This is a genomic window from Saccharopolyspora antiqui (genome assembly GCF_052246905.1).
Lineage (GTDB): Bacteria > Actinomycetota > Actinomycetes > Mycobacteriales > Pseudonocardiaceae > Saccharopolyspora.
Genome location: NZ_JBQQBO010000016.1, coordinates 102659 through 120069, shown reverse-complemented (window position 1 = coordinate 120069; position 17411 = coordinate 102659). Strand labels below are relative to the sequence as shown.

Below are 17411 nucleotides of genomic sequence, written 5' to 3'. Positions count from 1 at the left end.
GGTATCGGATACGATGTTCGAAATATCGGTCAACCAACGGTCCGCCGAGGCGCGACAGGGGAGGAGCGCGGTGGCACGAGCGGTACCTGCCGTGGAACGGGCCTTCGACGTCCTGGAACTGTTCCTGGACAGCCACGAGCTCAGCGCGCCGGAGATCACCGCGCGGCTGGGCCTGCCGCGCACCACGGTGCACGAACTGGTCGGCACGCTCAGCGAACGCGGTTACCTGATGCCCGCCGGTCGGGGCAGCAACCGGTTCCGGTTGGGCGTTCGCGGCTTCCAACTCGGTGCCGCCTACGCCGAGCGGCTGGACCTGGCCCGCGAGGGACAACTGGTGGCCGAGGAGATCGCCGAGCGCTGCCAGGAGACCGTGCACGTCGGGGTCCGCGACGGAGCCGACGTGCTGTACGTGGCCAAGGTCGACAGCAGCCACCCGGTGCGGATGGTCTCGGCGGTGGGACGACGGCTGCCCGCGCACTGCACCGCGCTGGGCAAGGCGCTGCTGGCAGCCCTGCCGCGCGCCGAGGTCGACGAGCTCTACAGCAACGGCCGCCTGGACGCGATGACCGAGCACAGCATCACCAGCCGCAAGGCGCTGCGCCGCGAACTCGACGCGATCGCCAAGGACGGGGTGGCTCGCGAGTACTGCGAGTCCAACGAATCGGTGGCCTGCGTGGCCTCCCCGGTGCGCGACCAGTCCGGTCAGGTCGTCGCCGCGATGAGCATCTCGGTGCCGATCCTGCGCTGGAACGACGAGACCGAAGCGGCGCTGCGCGAACTCGTCCGAGAAGGCGCGGCCACCCTCTCCGAACGCCTCGGCCACCTAGCTTCCTGAACACCACAACGATGCGGGCGAGGTGAGGGGCACCCGTGACCCGGTTACTTGGTCACGGGTGCCCCTCACCCTTCACCTCAACGGGGACGCCAGCGGTACCGCTACGCAGGATCAGTTCAGGCTTTCAGTGTCGGACGATCACCACTGGGCATTTGGCGTGCTGGGCGCACCGCTGGCTCACCGAGCCCAGCAGCGCGCCGTAGAAGCTGCCGTGCCCGCGGCTGCCGACCACCAGCAGTTCCGCGTCCGCCGAAGCGTCCAGCAATGCCTGGGCCGCGTGTCCGTGGGTGAGTTCGCGCTGGATCGGCACGGCTGGCCCGGCCTCCTGCTCGATCTCGTCGACGGTGTCATCGAGGCTGGTCTGCGCGGCCTGCTCGAAGTCGTCCGGCGGCATCGGGCCGCCTTCCCAGCTGTAGAACGCGGGGAACTCCCAGGACGTGACCGCCTGCACCACGGCGCCGGACAGCGCCGCCTGCTTCAACGCCCACCGCAGCGCGCACTTGGACGATTCCGAACCGTCCACCCCGACGACGATCTTCCGTTGGGTCCCGCTGTTCATGGCGCCAGCCTCCGATTCCGCGACCCGCCGTGGTGGGGTCAGCCGCGGGCCTGCTCGACGAGCTTGTCGGACAGTTCGCGCAGTCGAGCCCTGGCTCGCTCGTCGTAGGCCTGCTCAAGTGCGCGGCATGCGCGCATCCCATGGAAGTACTCACCGGTGACCTCGTCCAGTCCCGGATCCGCGACCAGCTGCATCGTCGCCTGGACGCCCTGGGCCACCGTGTCCACCGGGCTCACCCCGGCCTCCCGAACCATCGCGGTGTTCATGTACGTCGCCGGGTGCAGCGCGTTCACCGTGACCCCGCTGCCGCGCAGCTGTTCGGCCAGGTCGAAGGTGAACATGATCTGGGCGAGCTTGCTCTGCGCGTAAGCCCGAGTGCCGAGGTAATCGCGGGTCAGCATCGGATCGGCGAAGTCGATCGGGCGCTGACCGGCCGAGGCGACGTTGACCACCCGAGCCGGGGCCGAGGCGGTCAGCAGCGGTCGAAGCAACCGGGTCAGGTGGTAACCGGCCAGGTAGTTCACCGCGAACCGCAGCTCGACGCCATCCGGGCTCTCGGCGCGCCCGCTACCCGGCGCCCCGGAACCGATGCCGGCGTTGTTCACCAGCACGTCGAGCCGGTCGCAGCGCAACCGGACGTCGACCGCCAGCTGCTCGACCTGGCGCAGCTCGGCGAGGTCGGCGATCAGCACGTCGAGCCGATCCGCGCCGGTGGCCGCCGCGATCTCCGCCCGCACGCGTTCGGCTCGCCGCGCGTCGCGGCCGTGGATCAGCACTCGGGAACCGGACTGGGCGAGGCGCCCGGCCAGCGCTCTACCGAGCCCGCTGGTCGCGCCGGTGACGAGAACGGTTCGCTCGTTGGGTGTTCGCACGGTTCGCTCCGAATCGTCCGGTGTCGGTCACTTCCAGTGTGCGGATGTGCGTCGGAAGTTTTCGTCCCCGCGTGCGTGTCACGAGGAAGCTCCCCCGACCTGGGTACCCCGAAAGCGTTGTGCCGCAGGCGATCCACTGAGGATGCCGGGACAATTGGCACCGAATGTGCATTCCTTACCCGTACGGGTTCTAGTAACTGAGTGTAATGCTCGACAGATCTGAGAGCGGTGCGGTGTACCACCGCATCGAAACCCGCCGAGGGAGCGACCATGACCACCAGCGAGGAGAGCTCCACCGGACGCTATCTGGTGCTGCTGGAAGACAATTCGACCATCATCGGGACCCGCGAGCTGACCCGGCTCACGGGCATCCGCTGCGCGAACACCGCTGACGCGGCGGGCGCGGCGCCAGGGGAGCTGTTCCGCGAAGCCGGCGGGGTCGTGCTGAACGAGCTGGGCATCGCGCTGATCGCCGCCGCACCCGACCAGGCGACCGCCCTGCAACGCGCGGCACGGGAAACCGGTCCGATCGCGGCGCTGGAGCCGGAGCGGCGGGTGTTCGCCATCGGCGCGGAAGCGGCCGCGGCTGGCGGTGAATTCACCTGGGGCCTGCAGGCCGTGCACGCCGATCAGGCCGAACCCACCGGCAGGGGCGTCCGGGTGGCCGTCCTCGACACCGGCATGGACCTGGGACATCCCGACTTCGTCGACCGCGACATCGTCACCGGTTCCTTCGTCGAGGGCCTGGAAGTGCAGGACGGCCACGGGCACGGCACGCACGTGATCGGCACCTCCTGCGGCCCGCGGGGCTCGCAGGCCGGACCCGGCTACGGCATTGCCTCGCAGGCCAGCATCTACGCGGGCAAGGTGCTCGACGACGACGGCTCCGGTACCGACAGCGGCATCCTCTCCGGCATCCAGTGGGCGATCGCCAACAACTGCTCCGTCGTGTCCATGTCGCTAGGTGCACCGGCGCAGCCCGGCGAGCCGTACTCGGGGGCCTTCGAGCGGGTCGCGCAGCGCGCCATGGAGCGCGGCACGCTGATCATCGCGGCCGCTGGCAACGAAAGCGAACGCTCCGCCGGGTTGATCGCTCCGGTGGGGCACCCGGCGAACTGCCCGTCGATCATGGCCGTCGGCGCGGTCGACCCGCAGATCCAGATCGCGGACTTCTCCAGCGGCACGGTGGACGACAGCGGCCAGGTGGACTTCGTCGGTCCCGGCGTCGACGTCTACTCCAGCTGGCCGGGCGCGGAGCGCTACCGGAAGCTCAGCGGGACCAGCATGGCCACCCCGCACGTCTCCGGCGTCGCGGCGCTGTACGCCCAGCGGTACCAGGAGCGGGCCTGGGGTCTGTGGGCCCGGATGTCGTCGTCGGCGCGCCGCCTGCGGCTACCGGCCACCGATGTCGGCTCGGGTCTGGTTCAGGCGCCGTAACCCGTAGCAGCCGATGGTCGCCGTGCGGTCACGCCTCGTCTTCGATGGCCCGCGCGGCGACCTTCGCGCAGTTGCCGAGGTCTTCGGCGGCGGCCGCGGCCTGGTCGAGCGCGATCTGCACTTCTGACGGCTCGGCCACGTTCGGCGACGCGTAGGCGCTGGCCAGCGTGTCGAGCTGCCGGGCGAGGCGAGCACCCGCCGTGGCGACGACCAGCAACGCCTCCTTCGCCCCGGTGATTTCGGCAGCCGAGATCGACAGGCTGCGCGCGCTGTCCTCCAACTTCCGGCCTGCCTGTGCGATCACCTCAGCGTTCCCGTTGACGTCGTGCCAACGAGACGGCGTTCCGCTTTCCATCTGGTCGCCCCCCGCAAGCGCCGGGCTTCGGCGCTCTCCGAAGTTTCCGCCCCGACGGGCCGTTGGCGAAACCCGGACCACCGGTTTCACCCACCGTAAAGATGGAACCCGCTCCTGGCGGACTACCCAGACCGAGCGCGCGGCATGCGTGGCGATCCGGGCCGTCACATGCGGTCCGGCCGTCACATGCGGTCCGGCCAGGTCAGCGGCGGGCGCGCAGTCGGGTGGCGAGCACCGCGCCGACCGCCGAGGCCGCGACGCTCAGGCGGCGCGAGCCGGAGACCGCCACCCGTTGCCGGAACACGTCGTAACCCGACTCGACGATGCGGTCCAAGATCTCACCGTACAGCGTGAACGCGGTGGTCACGCACGGTCGGGACCACGGTGCGAGCAGCGCGATCCCGGGCTGCGCTGCGCGGTAGCCCGCGCGGGTGCGCGCGACCTGGTCGGCCAGCGCCTGGCGCACCAGGCGGTCCGGGTGCCCAGTGCTCCGGCACCAGGTCAGTCGGTCCCGGTCCACGCCGAACACCGCCAGCTCCTCCATCGGCAGGTAGACCCGGCCGCGGTCGAGGTCCTCGCCTACATCGCGCAGGAAGTTCGTCAGCTGGAACGCGCCACCCAGCGCCGCTGCGTAGGGCTCGGCTTCGGCAACCGGGCACACCGTGCCGAGCACCGGCAGCAGCTGGAGTCCGATCACGGCCGCCGATCCGTGGATGTAGTCGTCCAGCGCCGCGCGGGTGGAGTAGTCGCGGACGGTCAGGTCCATCCGCATCGAGGCCATGAAGTCGGTGAACAGCGCGGGATCGATGTGGTGCCGGGCGACGGTATCGATGAGTGCGGCCAAGATCGGGTGGTCGCTGCGCCCGGCGCGCAGGCCCGCGCGTAACTTGCGGTCCAGCTGGTCCACCGCCTGCTGCCGGTCCCACACCGTTCGTCCGGTGTCGTCGACGGTGTCGTCGACCCAGCGCGCGAAGCCGTACAGGGCGTGCACCGACGGCCGCTGCGCCGCGGTCAGCATGCGGGTCGCCAGGAAGTAGGTGCGCCCGTGCGCGGCGTTCAGCGCCCGGCACCGCTGGTAGGCGGCGCGCAGGTCGGGCTGGACGCCCGCGGCATCGAGCTCGCGGCGCGCTGCCGCCTGCGACCTGGGGCCGGTGTGCATACCGGGAATCTCAGCACACCGAGTGCGCCAGGGTGCGCACGGTAGTGGCCCGCGGTGAACCCGGTCACTGCCTGCGGAGTCCTATTAGGACGGTTCAGGTGAGGCCGCTCTCGGTGAGTGCCTCGTCGAGGCCGTCGAGGAGGACCACGCCGAGGGTGTTGGCCACCGAACCGGTGGCCAGTTCGCCGCGCAACCGGTAGGCGAGCAGGCGCACCCGCCGTCGGTCCGGGTTGTCCTGGCGGGCCGCGTCGCACAGCCGTCGCGCGGTCAGTTCGATCTCGACGGTGTCGCCGTAGCGAGCGTGCACCGTGGGCAGCGCGAGCAGCACCACCTTGGCCACCCGGGTCACCCCGGTGAGGTCCAGCACCGCGGGCGGCCCCGGCTGGGTGGGCACCAAGGGTTCTGGCGGCTCGTCGAGCACCGCGACCGCCTGCGCGCGCGACCACGAACCGATGTCGCCGCCGTGCCGACCGGCGCAGATCAAGCCGGACCCGGTCAGCCCGGCGCGGGCGGGCGCGCCCTGCTGGCCGACGCCGCTGGTCGCGATCAGTTCGTGCTCGCGCAGCGTCTGCAGCACGTTGGTGAGTTCGGCCCACGAGGGCTGCAGCGCGGTGGCCTCGACTGCCGGGCTGTCGAAGAAGTCCGCCACCTCAGGGCGGAAGCGGTTGTCCTCGTAGAGGTAGCGGAGGAAGGCGCGAGCTACCGACTCAAGCCTTGACACAGTCGCCTCCAGAGTGCTCGTCCACGGATCAGGGCGAGAGGGAGGGCGGACCTTGAATTCCGCTGAAGACCGCAGAACGTACCGGCCCATCGGCCGATGCCCCAGGTGCTTCCGCTGTCCCCAGTTCAGCGGATCCGCCTTGTGGCCACCGGGTCCTGGGCGGCCACATCGCAGCAGCGTAAGCGCAGTGCGGCCGAGATCGCAGGGGCCTTTTGTCACCCACAAGTTGAGGATTTCTCACCTGTGGCGGAGCAGTCCGGAGTGTCCAAGCGGCGGCATTCGCGCACTGTGCGCCACACCACGCCCGTGGCGGCTGACGGGACCGTCGGCCGCGGCCCGCATCCCGGGCGCGGCCGACGGTCTGTCGCACGAGGAACCCCCGCTGCTTTCCGCGCGCGTCGCGGGCGCTCCAGAACACCCACGTGAACCGAGACAGGACCAGGCGGCGAATATGACGCCGAGATCCGGAAAATCAACAGGACTGGCTGGAAGTGGTGCGCAGGCCGTCGAAGGCGATCTTGGTCACCGCGTCGGCGATCTCGGCCGCCCGCAGTCCGCGGCTGGGCTTGTACCACTCGATGATCGAGTTGACCATGCCGAACAGCAGCCTGCTGGTCAGCGCCGGATCGACGTCCGGCCGGATGCTGCCCTCCTCTTCGGCCCGCTTGACCAGGTCGCTGACCACCTGGTCGAACTCGCGCCGCCGGGCCAGCGCCTGCCGCTCGACCTTGGTGTTGCCCCGCACCCGCAGCAGCAGCGTGACGAACGGCAATTCGGCCACCAGCACCTCGATGCTGCGCCGGACCACGTGTTCGAGCCGGTCGATGGCCTTGCCGGTGGTCGACGCCTCTTCCTCGGTGACCGCGAACAGCGCGTCCAGCGCGCGGTTGACGCTCAGCCGCAGCAGCTCGTCCTTGCTGGGAACGTGGTAGTAGATCGCCGACTTGGTGATGCCCAGTCGGTGGGAGAGGTCCTCCATGCTGGTGCCCTCGTAGCCGCGCTCGTTGAACACCCGGACCGTGACGTCCAGCAGTCGGCCCAGGTCGTAACCCGGCCGTCCTCGGCGGTTCGAGCGCCCAGCGTTTGTTGCCATGGCCTGCAGTATTTCAGAGCTCCTCGTTGTTCTTGGTCCTTGAAGCGGCGCCAGCCGCTTCGCCCACCTGCGGCACTCGCACCGCGGCACGCTGACCTCGGTGCTGACGCCCACGTCGTCCTTGATGGCGCGAGTCGAGGTCGGCTGGATCCGGGGCCGCACCGAGCCGCGCCCCCGTGGTCCGCAGCGGAGATCCAATCGGTTGAAACTGGCTCGGTACAGCCGAATTTAGCCGTATCGGGTGGTGTCGGGAAGCGGCTGCGAGTGATAGATTTTCGAACGAATGGTCAGTTAAAGAATTCAGCGGAGGAGGTCGGGTGCATGCCTGCCCTGCGGAGCTACGTCAACGGTGACTGGCACGCGCCGTCGGACGACGGGGTCCCGTTGCACGATGCGGTGACCGGCGCGGAGATCGCGCGGGTCTCCTCGGCCGGGATCGACATGGCAGCGGTGCTGGCGCACGGGCGCGGCCGGGGTGGTCCCGCGCTGGCGGAGCTGACCTTCCACCAGCGGGCCGCGCTGCTGAAGAGCCTCGCGTCGTACCTGCGCGAGCACCGCGAGGAGCTGTACGCGCTGTCCGCGTGTACCGGCGCCACGCTCGGCGACGCCAAGTTCGACGTCGACGGCGGCATCGGGGTGCTGTTCGGCTACGCCAGCAAGGGGCGGCGGGAACTGCCCGACGGCACCACGTACGTCGACGGCGGGGTCGAGCCGCTGGGCAAGGGCGGCACGTTCGTCGGCCAGCACATCTGCACGTCGTTGCAGGGTGTCGCGGTGCAGATCAACGCGTTCAACTTCCCGGTCTGGGGGCCGCTGGAGAAGTTCGCGCCCGCTTTCCTGGCCGGGGTGCCGAGCCTGATCAAACCGGCCAGCCAGACCGCGTACCTCACGCACCGGCTGGTCGAGCTGATGGTTGCCTCGGACCTGCTGCCAACGGGATCGGTCCAGCTGCTCTGCGGCGGCGTGGGCGACTTGTTCGAGCACCTGACCGACCAGGACCTGGTGTCGTTCACCGGCTCGGCGGCCACCGGCCAGCGGTTGCGCAGCCACCCCGTGGTGGCGGCGAACTCGGTGCGGTTCAACGTCGAAGCGGACTCGTTGAACTGTTCGATCCTGGGGCCGGACGCCGCACCTGGTACCGACGAGTTCGACCTGTTCGTCAAGCAACTGGTCACCGAGATGACGGTCAAGGCCGGGCAGAAGTGCACCGCCATCCGACGTGCGCTGGTACCGGCGAACCGGATCGACGAGGTGATCGCGGCGGCCGGGGCACGGCTGGACGAGGTGGTCGTCGGCAACCCCGCTTCGGCGGCGGTGCGGATGGGCGCGCTGGCCAGCCTGGAACAGCGCGAAGAGGTCCGGCGGTCGCTGAAGGCGTTGCTGGAGGCCGGGAGCCTGGTGCACGGCGCTCCGGACCGGGTCGAGGTCGTCGACGCCGATCCGGAGCGCGGTGCCTTCCTGGCGCCGCTGCTGGTGCGCTGCGACGACCCGGGCCAGCCGCAGCCGCACGAGGTGGAAGCGTTCGGCCCGGTCAGCACCGTGCTGCCGTACGAGACCACCGCGCAGGCCGTCGAGTTGGCCCGGCGCGGCAAGGGCAGTCTGACCGGTTCCGTGGTGACCGCGGACCCCGCGTTCGCGCGCGAGGTGGTGCTGGGCGCGGCGTCGCGGCACGGCCGGATGCTGGTGCTCAACCGGGACAACGCCAAGGAGAACACCGGGCACGGCTCGCCGTTGCCCGCGCTGGTGCACGGCGGGCCAGGACGGGCCGGTGGCGGTGCGGAGATGGGCGGCATCCGCGGGGTGCTGCACCACATGCAGCGGACCGCGGTGCAGGCCGATCCGGCGGTGCTGACCGCCATCACCGGCCAGTGGACGGCCGGAACCCCGCGCAACATCACCGAGGAGCACCCGTTCCGCAAATACCTGGACGAACTGCGCATCGGTGACACGGTGATCGCCGGGCCGCGAACGGTGACGTTGGCGGACGTCGAGCACTTCGCCGAGTTCACCGGCGACACCTTCTACGCGCACACCGACGAGGAGGCGGCGAAGGCCAACCCGTTCTTCGACGGGCGCGTCGCGCACGGCTACCTGGTGGTGTCCTTCGCCGCCGGGCTGTTCGTCGATCCGGATCCGGGCCCGGTGCTGGCCAACTACGGGCTGGAGAACCTCCGGTTCCTCACACCGACCTATCCCGGTGACGAGCTGACCGTGACGATGACCGCGAAGCAGATCACGCCGCGCCTCGGCGCCGAGCACGGCGAGGTGCGCTGGGACGTCGACGTGACCAACCAGGACGGCGCCTCGGTGGCCAAGTACGACGTGCTCACGCTGGTGGCCAAGCGGCCGGGGGAGCAGGGGTGACGATGACGAGCACGGTTGACCGGTTGGACGACGTCGGGTTGCAGCAGCACTTCGACGACCGGATCGCCCACGACCAGCGCATCGAACCACGGGACTGGATGCCAGAGGGGTACCGCAAGACCCTGGTGCGCCAGATCGCCCAGCACGCGCACTCCGAGATCATCGGCATGCAGCCCGAGAGCAACTGGCTGGGCCAGGCCCCGAGCCTGCGTCGCAAGGCGATCCTGCTGGCCAAGGTGCAGGACGAGGCCGGGCACGGGCTCTACCTGTACTCGGCGGCCGAAACGCTCGGCGTGGACCGCTCGGAGCTGACCGAGAAGCTCATCACCCGGCGGCAGAAGTACTCGTCGATCTTCAACTACCCGACGCTGACCTTCGCCGACATCGGCGTCATCGGCTGGCTGGTGGACGGCGCGGCGATCTGCAACCAGGTGCCGTTGTGCCGCAGTTCGTTCGGGCCCTACGCGCGGGCGATGGTCCGGATCTGCAAGGAGGAGTCCTTCCACCAGCGGCAGGGCTACGAACTGCTGCTGACGATGATGCGCGGTACCGCCGAACAGCGGGAGATGGTGCAGGGCGCGACGAACCGCTGGTGGTGGCCGTCGCTGATGATGTTCGGCCCGCCGGATGTCGACTCGCCCAACACCCAGCAGTCCATGGCGTGGCGGATCAAGCGGCACACCAACGACGAGCTGCGGCAGCGGTTCGTCGACATGACCGTGCCGCAGGCCGAGGCGCTCGGTGTCACGCTGCCAGACCCCGCGCTGCGCTGGAACGAAGCCCGCGAGCACTACGACTTCGGCGAGCCCGACTGGTCGGAGCTCAAGCGGGTGATCGCCGGAAACGGGCCCTGCAACGAGGAGCGCCTGGCCCGGCGCCGCGCGGCGCACGAGGAGGGGCAGTGGGTGCGCGATGCGGCCGCCGCCCACGCCGCCAAGCAGGCCGCCCGAGAGACGGAGGTCGCGCGATGAGTTCGGAAAACAGCGCGGGCGCGCCGCGGTCCTCGTGGCCGCTGTTCGAGGTTTTCGTCCGCGGCAAGCGGGGTTTGAACCACGTGCACGTGGGGTCGCTGCACGCCCCGGACGAAGAAATGGCGCTGCACAACGCGCGCAACCTGTACACCCGGCGCAACGAAGGTGTGAGCATCTGGGTGGTGCGGGCGGATGCGATCACCGCGTCCAGCCCGGACGAGAAGGACCCGTTCTTCGCGCCCAGCGGCGACAAGGTGTACCGGCACCCCACCTTCTACCGCATTCCCGACCACGTTCCGCACATGTGAGGTCGGCCTGATGTCGTTCGACAACGCCTACGAAGCATTGACCGCCGTCGAAGGAGAATCCCGCTGGGCCTTCGGTACCGGTTTCGACGATCCACTGTCCGGAGTGGACACCGCCCTGCCCGACGGGGTGGACGGTGCCGCGCTCGGCAGGTACTGCCTGATGTTGGGCGATGACGCCCTGATCGCCGCGCAGCGGCTGATCGAATGGGTGACCCGCGCGCCGGAGCTGGAGGACGAACTGGCGTTGGCCAACATCGCGCTGGACCTGCTCGGCCAGGCGCGACTGCTGCTGGCTCGGGCCGGTCAGGCCGACGGCAGCGGGCGCGGCGAGGACGAACTGGCGTACTTCCGCGACGAGCGGGAGTACCGCAACGTGCGGCTGGTCGAGCTGCCCGGTGGCGACTTCGCCCAGACCATCGCCCGGCTGCTGGTGTTGGCCACCTGGCGCCTCGCCCTGTTCGCCCGGCTGGCCGAGTCGCGGGATCCGGTTCTGGCGGCGATCGCGGCCAAGGGCGTCAAGGAACTGGCCTACCACCGCGAGTACGCGGCGCAGTGGACGACTCGGCTCGGTGATGGCACCGAGCTCTCGCACGCTCGGATGCAGCGCGGACTCGACGAGGCGTGGCCGCTGGTCGACGAGCTGTTCGCGCCGAACGCCACCGACCGCGAGATGGTCGCGGCCGGGGTCGGCGCGGATCCCGCGCAGACCCGTGCCGAATTCGACGACGTGCTGGCGCAGGTCGTCGCGGCCGCGACGCTGCGACGCCCCGAGACGTCGGCGCTGGCCGGGGTCGCCGGGCGGCTGGGCCGCGACGGCATCCACACCGAACACCTGGGCCATCTGCTCGCCGAGATGCAGATCCTGGCCCGAGCGCACCCGGAGGCGACGTGGTGACGGGTACCAAGTACGCACGTGCGGTCGCGGAGTCGGTCACCGATCCGGAGCTGCCGGTGTTGACGCTGGCCGACCTCGGGGTGCTGCGCGATGTCGAGCTGACCGACGATGGGGTGGTGGTCGTGTCTATCACGCCCACCTATTCCGGTTGCCCGGCGATGCACGAGATGCGCAGCGACCTCAACAGTCGGCTGCACGAAGCGGGTTTCGCCGACGTCGAGGTGCGCACCGTGCTGGATCCGCCGTGGACCACCGACTGGATCAGCGCGATGGGGCGGCAGAAGCTCGCCGACTACGGCATCGCCCCACCGGGCGCCGCACCGCAGCGGGCATCCGGTCCGGTGCCCCTGACGTTGACCCCGCCACGCGCCCGAATCCGCTGCCCGCAGTGCGGTTCGCCGGACACCGAGCAGGTCTCGCGGTTCGGCTCGACCGCCTGCAAGGCGCTGCGCCGCTGCCGCTCGTGCCGCGAACCTTTCGAGCACCTCAAGGAGATCTGACGTGGTCCGTCCCGCCCCCATCGACGCGCCGACCCCGGTGCGGCGCCGTCGCACGTCGTTCCACCCGTTGCGGGTCAGCCAGGTGGAGCGGCTGTGCGAGGACGCGGTCGCGGTGCGCTTCGACGTACCGCCGGAGCTCGCCGAGGAGTTCTCCTTCCGGCCGGGCCAGTCGTTGACGCTGCGCCGCCGGATCGACGGTCGCGAGGAGCGCCGGTCCTACTCGATCTGCGCCCCGCACGGTTCGGCGCCGCGGATCGGTGTGCGACACGTGCCGGGCGGGGTGTTCTCCACCTGGCTGGTGCGCGAGATCAAGCCCGGCGACGAGATCGAGGTGCTGCCGCCCACCGGCGGTTTCACCCCGGATCTCACCGCGCACGAACGCCACGTGTGCATCGCCGCCGGCTCGGGCATCACCCCGGTGCTGTCCATCGTGGCATCGGTGCTGCGGGAGACGAATGCGACGGTGACGCTGCTCTACGGCAACCGCCGCAGCGACACGGTGATGTTCACCGATGAACTCGCCGATCTGAAGGATCGCTACCCGGCCCGGTTGGAGCTGGTGCACGTGCTCTCGCGGGAACCGCGCGAGTCGGAGCTGTTCACCGGCCGGTTGGACGCGGCGAAAGTCCGAGCGATGCTGTCCGCAGTGGTCGATGCCGACGAGGTCGACCAGTGGTGGCTGTGCGGGCCGTACGGCATGGTCCGCGACGCCCAGGACGTGCTGCGGGAAAGCGGCGTGCCCACCGAGCGGATCCACCGGGAGTTGTTCTACGTCGAGGACGTGCCGCCGGAACCGGCGCGCCACGACGAACCGGCGATCGAGGGCCCGACCAGCGAGGTCACGGTGCTGTTGGACGGTCGTTCGACGTCGATGCCGCTGCCCCGCGACGTCCCGATCCTCGACGCCGCCCAACGCGTCCGACCCGACCTGCCGTTCGCCTGCAAGGGCGGCGTCTGCGGCACCTGCCGGGCGAAGCTCACCTGCGGCGAGGTCCGGATGCGCCGCAACTTCGCGCTGGAGGAGTCCGAGGTCGCCGAGGGCTTCGTCCTGACCTGCCAGTCCCTGCCGGTCACCGACATCGTCGCGGTCGACTACGACGCCTGACCCGAGGTCCCCAAACCAGTCCAGAGTGGACGGTTGTCAGGATGCCTTGCGGGAGCGGCGGCCCCGGGTGCCGATGGACTCCTGGCTGGCTGCGGCGACGGCTTCCTCCAGCTCCGCCCGCTTCATCTTGGAACGGCCCTTGATGTCCAGTTGCTTGGCACGATCGTCGAGCTCGGCCTTGGTCAGCCCGGACAGGTCTTCGGTCGCCCGCTTGCGGCCCTTGCGGGCCTCGTCGACGCTGCGGCGCAGCGCCTCGGTGAGGTCGATGACGTCGGTCGGCTGCGGCGGTGCTTCCGCTGCGGCCACCTCGCCGCCGCGCGCCTTCTCCGCCAGCAACTCCTCGACCTTCGCGGTGTAGGTGTCCTCGTATTCCTCCGGCTCCCACGGCCCGCTCATCGATTCGATGATCGTGGTGGCCATCTGCAGTTCCTTGTCGGACGGCTTCGCCTGCACGTCCGCATCGCCGACCAGCTCGCTCGGATCCCGGATCTCGTCGGCGAAGTACAGGGTGTTCAGCGCCAGCACGGTGTCGTCGGCGCGCACCGCCGTGAGGTATTGCTTGCCGCGCAGTACGAACGTGGCGATCCCTGCCTGACTGGTTTCGCGCATCGCTTCGCGCAGCAGGTTGTAGGGCCGGAAGTGCTCCTTGCTGTTGGGCGCCAGCCAATAGGTCTTCTGGAAGTGCACCGGGTCGATCTCGCCGAGGTCGACGAAAGTGGTGATGTCGATCGTGCGGGAGCGACCGGGGGCGATCTCGTCGAGTTCGGACTGCTCGACGCTGATGATCCCGCCGTCGACCTCACGGCCCTTGACGATGTCGCCGTAGCCGACTTCCTCGCCGGTGCGTTCGTTGACTCGGCGGTAGCGGATCCGGTCGGTGGTCCCGCGCGCGTACTGGTGGAATTGGATGGTGTGATCCTCGGTCGCGGCGTAGAGCCCGACCGGAATGGTCACCAGACCGAAGTTGATCGAGCCGGTCCAGATCTTCCGCGGCATGGCTGCCTCCCATCGCCGAGCACCACCGATGTTCACCATGCGGTGGTGTGCGCAAGATCGCAGAACTCCCGCTCATCGCCGTGGCGTCCAGTTGCCCTCGGTATTTCCCGAGGCGAGGGGTTGGGAAACGAGGCGGTGGGTCCCGTCGGGTAGGCGCTGCGTTCGGCCGTGGCGAGCGAGCAGTTCCAGCAAGGGAACCGCAACGCGACGCGAGGTGTCCAGTGCCCGGCGGGCTTGGCTGGGTGTGAAGGGCTCGGGCAGCGTCGCCAGGCGCGGCAGCGCGGCCTGCTCGGCGTCCGGCAGCAGCACCAGACCGGGAGCCAGCCGCAGTAGCGCGCCGATGCGTTCGGCGGCCGCGAGTTCCTTGTCGCCGAGGCCGAGCGCGGCGAGTTCCTCGGCGGTCGGCGCCTGGAACGGGTGGTCGGCGAGTGCTCGCCTGATCTGCTCGACCGCGTGGTGCACGTTCGCGGGCAGCGGTGCCGGTCCCCGCCGCAGCCGTCCGGCCCGCAGAGACGCACCGGCGACCGGCGCGATTTCGGACAGCAGTGCGGGATCGGGCAGGCCCAGTGCTCGGCGCGCGGCTTCGGCGGGCATCCCGTCATCGAGCGGGTTGCTCCGGTGGTGCTGCGCCAGCAACTCCGCGAGCCGGTCGCCGAGATCGGTTCGGTGCGCTTCGTCCAACAGCCACGGCCCGGGACCGGGCGGGGTGGCTCCCATCGCGCGCAGTTCATCGGCCCGGATCAGGCGCCGCCGCCGCAGTTCCGCCGCGCCGTCGGGCCGACCGTCGATGGTGGCCAGTTCCACCGCTCGCGCGCGGGCCGCGCCGCGCCTGGTCAACTGCGGTGGACGCACATCGAGCACGATCAGGCCACCGCAGATGCGCTGGCTTCCCGGGTCGCGCAGCAGCGCTCGGTCGCCGATGCGCAGCGGCAGCGGCGCGCGCAGCGCGAGTCGGGCGGTGTCGTGACCGAGTGGGCGGACACGCGCGCTGACGGCCGCCGCGCCGATGTGCAGCATGAGCTCGCGCGGCAGATCGGCGACCGGTGTGCGGAAGATCCGGGCATCGAGGACATCGGTGCTCAGCCAGCGCTTCGGGGTGAGCAGTGCGCTGCCGCGCCGCACCTGGTCGAGGTCTACACCGCGCAGGTTCACCGCCACCCGCGCGAGCGCACCGACCTGTCGTTGGGTCGATCCCAGCGCCTGCAAGCCGCGAACCGCCGCTTCCGCGTCGGCTGGATGCAGGTGCAGCTGGTCGCCGTGGCGCAGGGTGCCAGCGGCGAGGGTGCCGGTTGCGATCGTTCCGGCGCCGTGGATGGTGAACGCGCGATCCACCCAGAGACGCACGTCGGCATCCCGGTCCGGCTCGGGCAGCCGGTGGATGAGTTCGTCGAGCTCGTGCCGCAGTTCGCCGATCCCGGCGCCGGTGCGGCCGCTGACGTGCACCGCGGGTATGTCGGCCAGTCCGGTGTCGCGCAGCCGGTCGCGGGCCTGTTCGGTCGCCGACCGCGGATCGGCCAGGTCGCAGCGGGTGATGGCGAGCAGCCCGTGCCGCACGCCGAGGCCGTCGAGGGCGTCGAGGTGTTCGCTGGATTGCGGCATCCAGCCTTCGTCGGCGGCGACGACGAACAGCACGGCGGGCACCGGGCCGACCCCGGCCAGCATGTTGGGCACGAATCGCTCGTGGCCGGGTACGTCGACGAACGCTGCGGTGCAGCCGTCGGGCAGCCGGGTCCACGCGAACCCGAGGTCGATGGTCAGGCCCCGGCGACGTTCCTCCGCCCAGCGGTCCGGCTCCATCCCGGTGAGCTGGCGGATGAGCGTGGATTTGCCGTGATCCACGTGCCCGGCGGTGGCGATGACGTGCATCAGGTGACCGCCAGCACCGCGCGCCGCAGGTCCTCGTCGTGCTCGGGGGCGAGCGCAGCGAGGTCCAGCAGGCAGTGCTCGTTTTCGATGCGGGCGAGCACCGGTGGGCGCCCTTCGCGCAGCAGTTCGGCGAAACGCACGGGCAGTGCGACTGCCGCACTGGGCAGCACGACGCCGGGCGCACCGCCGCCTCCCACGGTCGCCTCGCTGGGCTGCACTGACGCCGCGACGCCTGCCGCGCCCAGTGCCGCCGCGAGTCGCTCGGCGCGGTGCCGCAGCCGCGCTTGGTCTTGGCGCAGCGCCAACGCGGTCGGCGTGCTCGGGCCGCGCAGGGTGGCCTCCAGCGCGGCGAGGGTGAGCTTGTCGACGCGCATCGCGCGAGCCAACGGGTGCCGCCGCAGCCGGTGCACGATTTCGGTGCTGCCCAACAGCAGTCCCGCCTGCGGGCCGCCGAGCAGCTTGTCGCCGCTGGCGATGACCAGATCGGCGCCGTCGGCGAGCGTGGTGGCGGCATCGGGCTCCTGCGGCAGCACCGGATGCGGCCGCAGCAAGCCCGAACCGATGTCGGCCACCACGGGCGCGTCGAGTTCGCGCAGCGCGGCGACCGGGACGGCCGCGGTGAAGCCGCTGATCACGAAGTTCGACGGGTGCACCTTGAGGATGAATCCGGTATCCGGCCCCAGTGCCGCCTGGTAGTCGTCGAGCCGGACCCGGTTGGTGGTGCCGACCTCGCGCAGCCGTGCGCCGGTGGCGGTGAGCAATTCGGGAACGCGGAAGCCGTCGCCGATCTCGATCATCTCGCCGCGGGCCAACACGATTTCGCGCCCCTGCGCGAGCGCGGTCGCGGCGAGCGCCAGGGCGGCCGCGCCGTTGTTGACCACGTGCGCCGCATCCGCACGCGGCACGGCCGCGAGTAGCGCCGAGACGGTGGCCGCACCGCGCTGGCCGCGTCGACCGGTGCACAGGTCGAGTTCGACATCGGTGGTTCCGGCGGCTTGTCGCAGGGCGTCGATGGCTGCTTCGGACAGCGGTGCGCGACCGAGGTTGGTGTGCAGCAGGACGCCGGTCGCGTTGAGCACCGGCCGGATGCTCGACGCCGCATCCGGCAGTGCGGCCAGGGTTGCGGCGACGACTTCGGTCGGCCCGATCTCGCCGGTGCGAGCCCGGTCCTGCGCGGTGTGCACGGCCTGCTTGACCAGCCGGTGCCCCAGGTGTGCCGTCGCGGCGGCCACCTCGGGCTGGGCCAGCACCTGGTCGGTGCCCGGCACTCGCTGCCGCGGGTCGGCCATGACCCGCACTATAGGTCCGCGCCGCTGGACGGGCCGGTCAAGTGGTTGCGTGCTGTTTCGCCTGCTGTGATGCCCGAAACGGGCAG

At 70.5% G+C, this 17411-nt stretch carries 17 protein-coding genes; 8 read left to right on the top strand and 9 right to left on the bottom strand.

All coding sequences use genetic code 11. The features are described from left to right. Positions 1 to 70 precede the first annotated feature (70 nt). Positions 71 to 835 (top strand): IclR family transcriptional regulator, encoded by a 765-nt coding sequence (locus ACTWQN_RS24185; protein ID WP_443205836.1) that lies wholly within the window; start codon positions 71 to 73, stop codon positions 833 to 835. A gap of 124 nt (positions 836 to 959) precedes the next feature. Here ACTWQN_RS24185 and ACTWQN_RS24180 read toward each other — a convergent pair whose 3' ends face one another. Beyond that, complete coding sequence (locus tag ACTWQN_RS24180; RefSeq protein WP_443205835.1) at positions 960 to 1394, bottom strand: universal stress protein; 435 nt, start codon at positions 1392 to 1394, stop codon at positions 960 to 962. A gap of 38 nt (positions 1395 to 1432) precedes the next feature. Continuing rightward, positions 1433 to 2266, bottom strand: a complete 834-nt coding sequence (locus ACTWQN_RS24175; protein WP_443205834.1) for an SDR family NAD(P)-dependent oxidoreductase — start codon at positions 2264 to 2266, stop codon at positions 1433 to 1435. 270 nt (positions 2267 to 2536) lie between these two features. Between ACTWQN_RS24175 and ACTWQN_RS24170 the strand changes: the two genes are divergently transcribed. Beyond that, a complete protein-coding gene (locus ACTWQN_RS24170) occupies positions 2537 to 3703 on the top strand; it encodes a S8 family peptidase (RefSeq protein ID WP_443205833.1) in 1167 nt (388 codons plus the stop codon). Between the two features lie 28 nt (positions 3704 to 3731). On the opposite strand, the gene ACTWQN_RS24165 is transcribed toward ACTWQN_RS24170, so the two are convergent. The 4 genes from ACTWQN_RS24165 to ACTWQN_RS24150 all read right to left on the bottom strand — a co-directional run bounded on the left by ACTWQN_RS24165 (position 3732) and on the right by ACTWQN_RS24150 (position 7031). Continuing rightward, entirely contained in the window at positions 3732 to 4058 is a 327-nt protein-coding gene (locus tag ACTWQN_RS24165; RefSeq protein WP_443205832.1) for a hypothetical protein, read from the bottom strand. A 202-nt stretch (positions 4059 to 4260) separates the two neighbouring features. After that, positions 4261 to 5217 (bottom strand): phytoene/squalene synthase family protein, encoded by a 957-nt coding sequence (locus ACTWQN_RS24160; protein WP_443205831.1) that lies wholly within the window; start codon positions 5215 to 5217, stop codon positions 4261 to 4263. A 94-nt stretch (positions 5218 to 5311) separates the two neighbouring features. Beyond that, the gene (locus ACTWQN_RS24155; protein ID WP_443205830.1) at positions 5312 to 5938 is read right to left on the bottom strand and encodes a hypothetical protein; all 627 of its coding nucleotides are present in this window, start codon (positions 5936 to 5938) and stop codon (positions 5312 to 5314) included. 472 nt (positions 5939 to 6410) lie between these two features. Beyond that, positions 6411 to 7031, bottom strand: a complete 621-nt coding sequence (locus tag ACTWQN_RS24150; RefSeq protein ID WP_443205829.1) for a TetR/AcrR family transcriptional regulator — start codon at positions 7029 to 7031, stop codon at positions 6411 to 6413. Positions 7032 to 7352: 321 nt separating this feature from the next. On the opposite strand from ACTWQN_RS24150, the gene paaZ reads away from it, so the two are divergent. The 6 genes from paaZ to paaE are packed head-to-tail and all read left to right on the top strand — an operon-like array spanning position 7353 to position 13174. Then, positions 7353 to 9395 (top strand): phenylacetic acid degradation bifunctional protein PaaZ, encoded by a 2043-nt coding sequence (gene paaZ / locus ACTWQN_RS24145; protein WP_443205828.1) that lies wholly within the window; start codon positions 7353 to 7355, stop codon positions 9393 to 9395. A gap of 2 nt (positions 9396 to 9397) precedes the next feature. Beyond that, positions 9398 to 10366: a 1,2-phenylacetyl-CoA epoxidase subunit PaaA gene (gene paaA, locus ACTWQN_RS24140; RefSeq protein ID WP_443205827.1), complete on the top strand. Its 969-nt coding sequence runs from the start codon at positions 9398 to 9400 to the stop codon at positions 10364 to 10366. Next, entirely contained in the window at positions 10363 to 10674 is a 312-nt protein-coding gene (gene paaB, locus ACTWQN_RS24135) for a 1,2-phenylacetyl-CoA epoxidase subunit PaaB (protein WP_443205826.1), read from the top strand. Before paaA ends, paaB begins: the two co-directional genes overlap by 4 nt. 10 nt (positions 10675 to 10684) lie before the next feature. Beyond that, positions 10685 to 11569 carry a 1,2-phenylacetyl-CoA epoxidase subunit PaaC gene (paaC, locus tag ACTWQN_RS24130; protein ID WP_443205825.1) on the top strand — a complete coding sequence of 295 codons (885 nt, stop codon included), beginning with the start codon at positions 10685 to 10687 and terminating at the stop codon, positions 11567 to 11569. After that, complete coding sequence (gene paaD / locus ACTWQN_RS24125) at positions 11563 to 12069, top strand: 1,2-phenylacetyl-CoA epoxidase subunit PaaD (RefSeq protein WP_443205824.1); 507 nt, start codon at positions 11563 to 11565, stop codon at positions 12067 to 12069. Before paaC ends, paaD begins: the two co-directional genes overlap by 7 nt. 1 nt (position 12070) lies before the next feature. Continuing rightward, positions 12071 to 13174 carry a 1,2-phenylacetyl-CoA epoxidase subunit PaaE gene (gene paaE / locus ACTWQN_RS24120; protein ID WP_443205823.1) on the top strand — a complete coding sequence of 368 codons (1104 nt, stop codon included), beginning with the start codon at positions 12071 to 12073 and terminating at the stop codon, positions 13172 to 13174. A gap of 36 nt (positions 13175 to 13210) precedes the next feature. Here paaE and ku read toward each other — a convergent pair whose 3' ends face one another. The 3 genes from ku to selA form a co-directional block, all read right to left on the bottom strand. Beyond that, a complete protein-coding gene (ku, locus tag ACTWQN_RS24115; RefSeq protein WP_443205822.1) occupies positions 13211 to 14170 on the bottom strand; it encodes a non-homologous end joining protein Ku in 960 nt (319 codons plus the stop codon). Positions 14171 to 14242: 72 nt separating this feature from the next. After that, a complete protein-coding gene (gene selB, locus ACTWQN_RS24110) occupies positions 14243 to 16036 on the bottom strand; it encodes a selenocysteine-specific translation elongation factor (protein WP_443205821.1) in 1794 nt (597 codons plus the stop codon). Next, positions 16036 to 17325: an L-seryl-tRNA(Sec) selenium transferase gene (gene selA / locus ACTWQN_RS24105; protein ID WP_443205820.1), complete on the bottom strand. Its 1290-nt coding sequence runs from the start codon at positions 17323 to 17325 to the stop codon at positions 16036 to 16038. Before selA ends, selB begins: the two co-directional genes overlap by 1 nt. Positions 17326 to 17411: the final 86 nt, after the last annotated feature.

Coding starts and splice junctions, on each gene's coding strand:
- ACTWQN_RS24180 (WP_443205835.1), bottom strand. CDS start 1,394: ATGAACAGCGGGACCCAACGGAAGATCGTCGTCGGGGTGGACGGTTCG.
- ACTWQN_RS24170 (WP_443205833.1), top strand. CDS start 2,537: ATGACCACCAGCGAGGAGAGCTCCACCGGACGCTATCTGGTGCTGCTG.
- ACTWQN_RS24165 (WP_443205832.1), bottom strand. CDS start 4,058: ATGGAAAGCGGAACGCCGTCTCGTTGGCACGACGTCAACGGGAACGCT.
- ACTWQN_RS24160 (WP_443205831.1), bottom strand. CDS start 5,217: ATGCACACCGGCCCCAGGTCGCAGGCGGCAGCGCGCCGCGAGCTCGAT.
- ACTWQN_RS24150 (WP_443205829.1), bottom strand. CDS start 7,031: ATGGCAACAAACGCTGGGCGCTCGAACCGCCGAGGACGGCCGGGTTAC.
- paaZ (WP_443205828.1), top strand. CDS start 7,353: ATGCCTGCCCTGCGGAGCTACGTCAACGGTGACTGGCACGCGCCGTCG.
- paaA (WP_443205827.1), top strand. CDS start 9,398: ATGACGAGCACGGTTGACCGGTTGGACGACGTCGGGTTGCAGCAGCAC.
- paaB (WP_443205826.1), top strand. CDS start 10,363: ATGAGTTCGGAAAACAGCGCGGGCGCGCCGCGGTCCTCGTGGCCGCTG.
- paaC (WP_443205825.1), top strand. CDS start 10,685: ATGTCGTTCGACAACGCCTACGAAGCATTGACCGCCGTCGAAGGAGAA.
- ku (WP_443205822.1), bottom strand. CDS start 14,170: ATGCCGCGGAAGATCTGGACCGGCTCGATCAACTTCGGTCTGGTGACC.
- selB (WP_443205821.1), bottom strand. CDS start 16,036: ATGCACGTCATCGCCACCGCCGGGCACGTGGATCACGGCAAATCCACG.
- selA (WP_443205820.1), bottom strand. CDS start 17,325: ATGGCCGACCCGCGGCAGCGAGTGCCGGGCACCGACCAGGTGCTGGCC.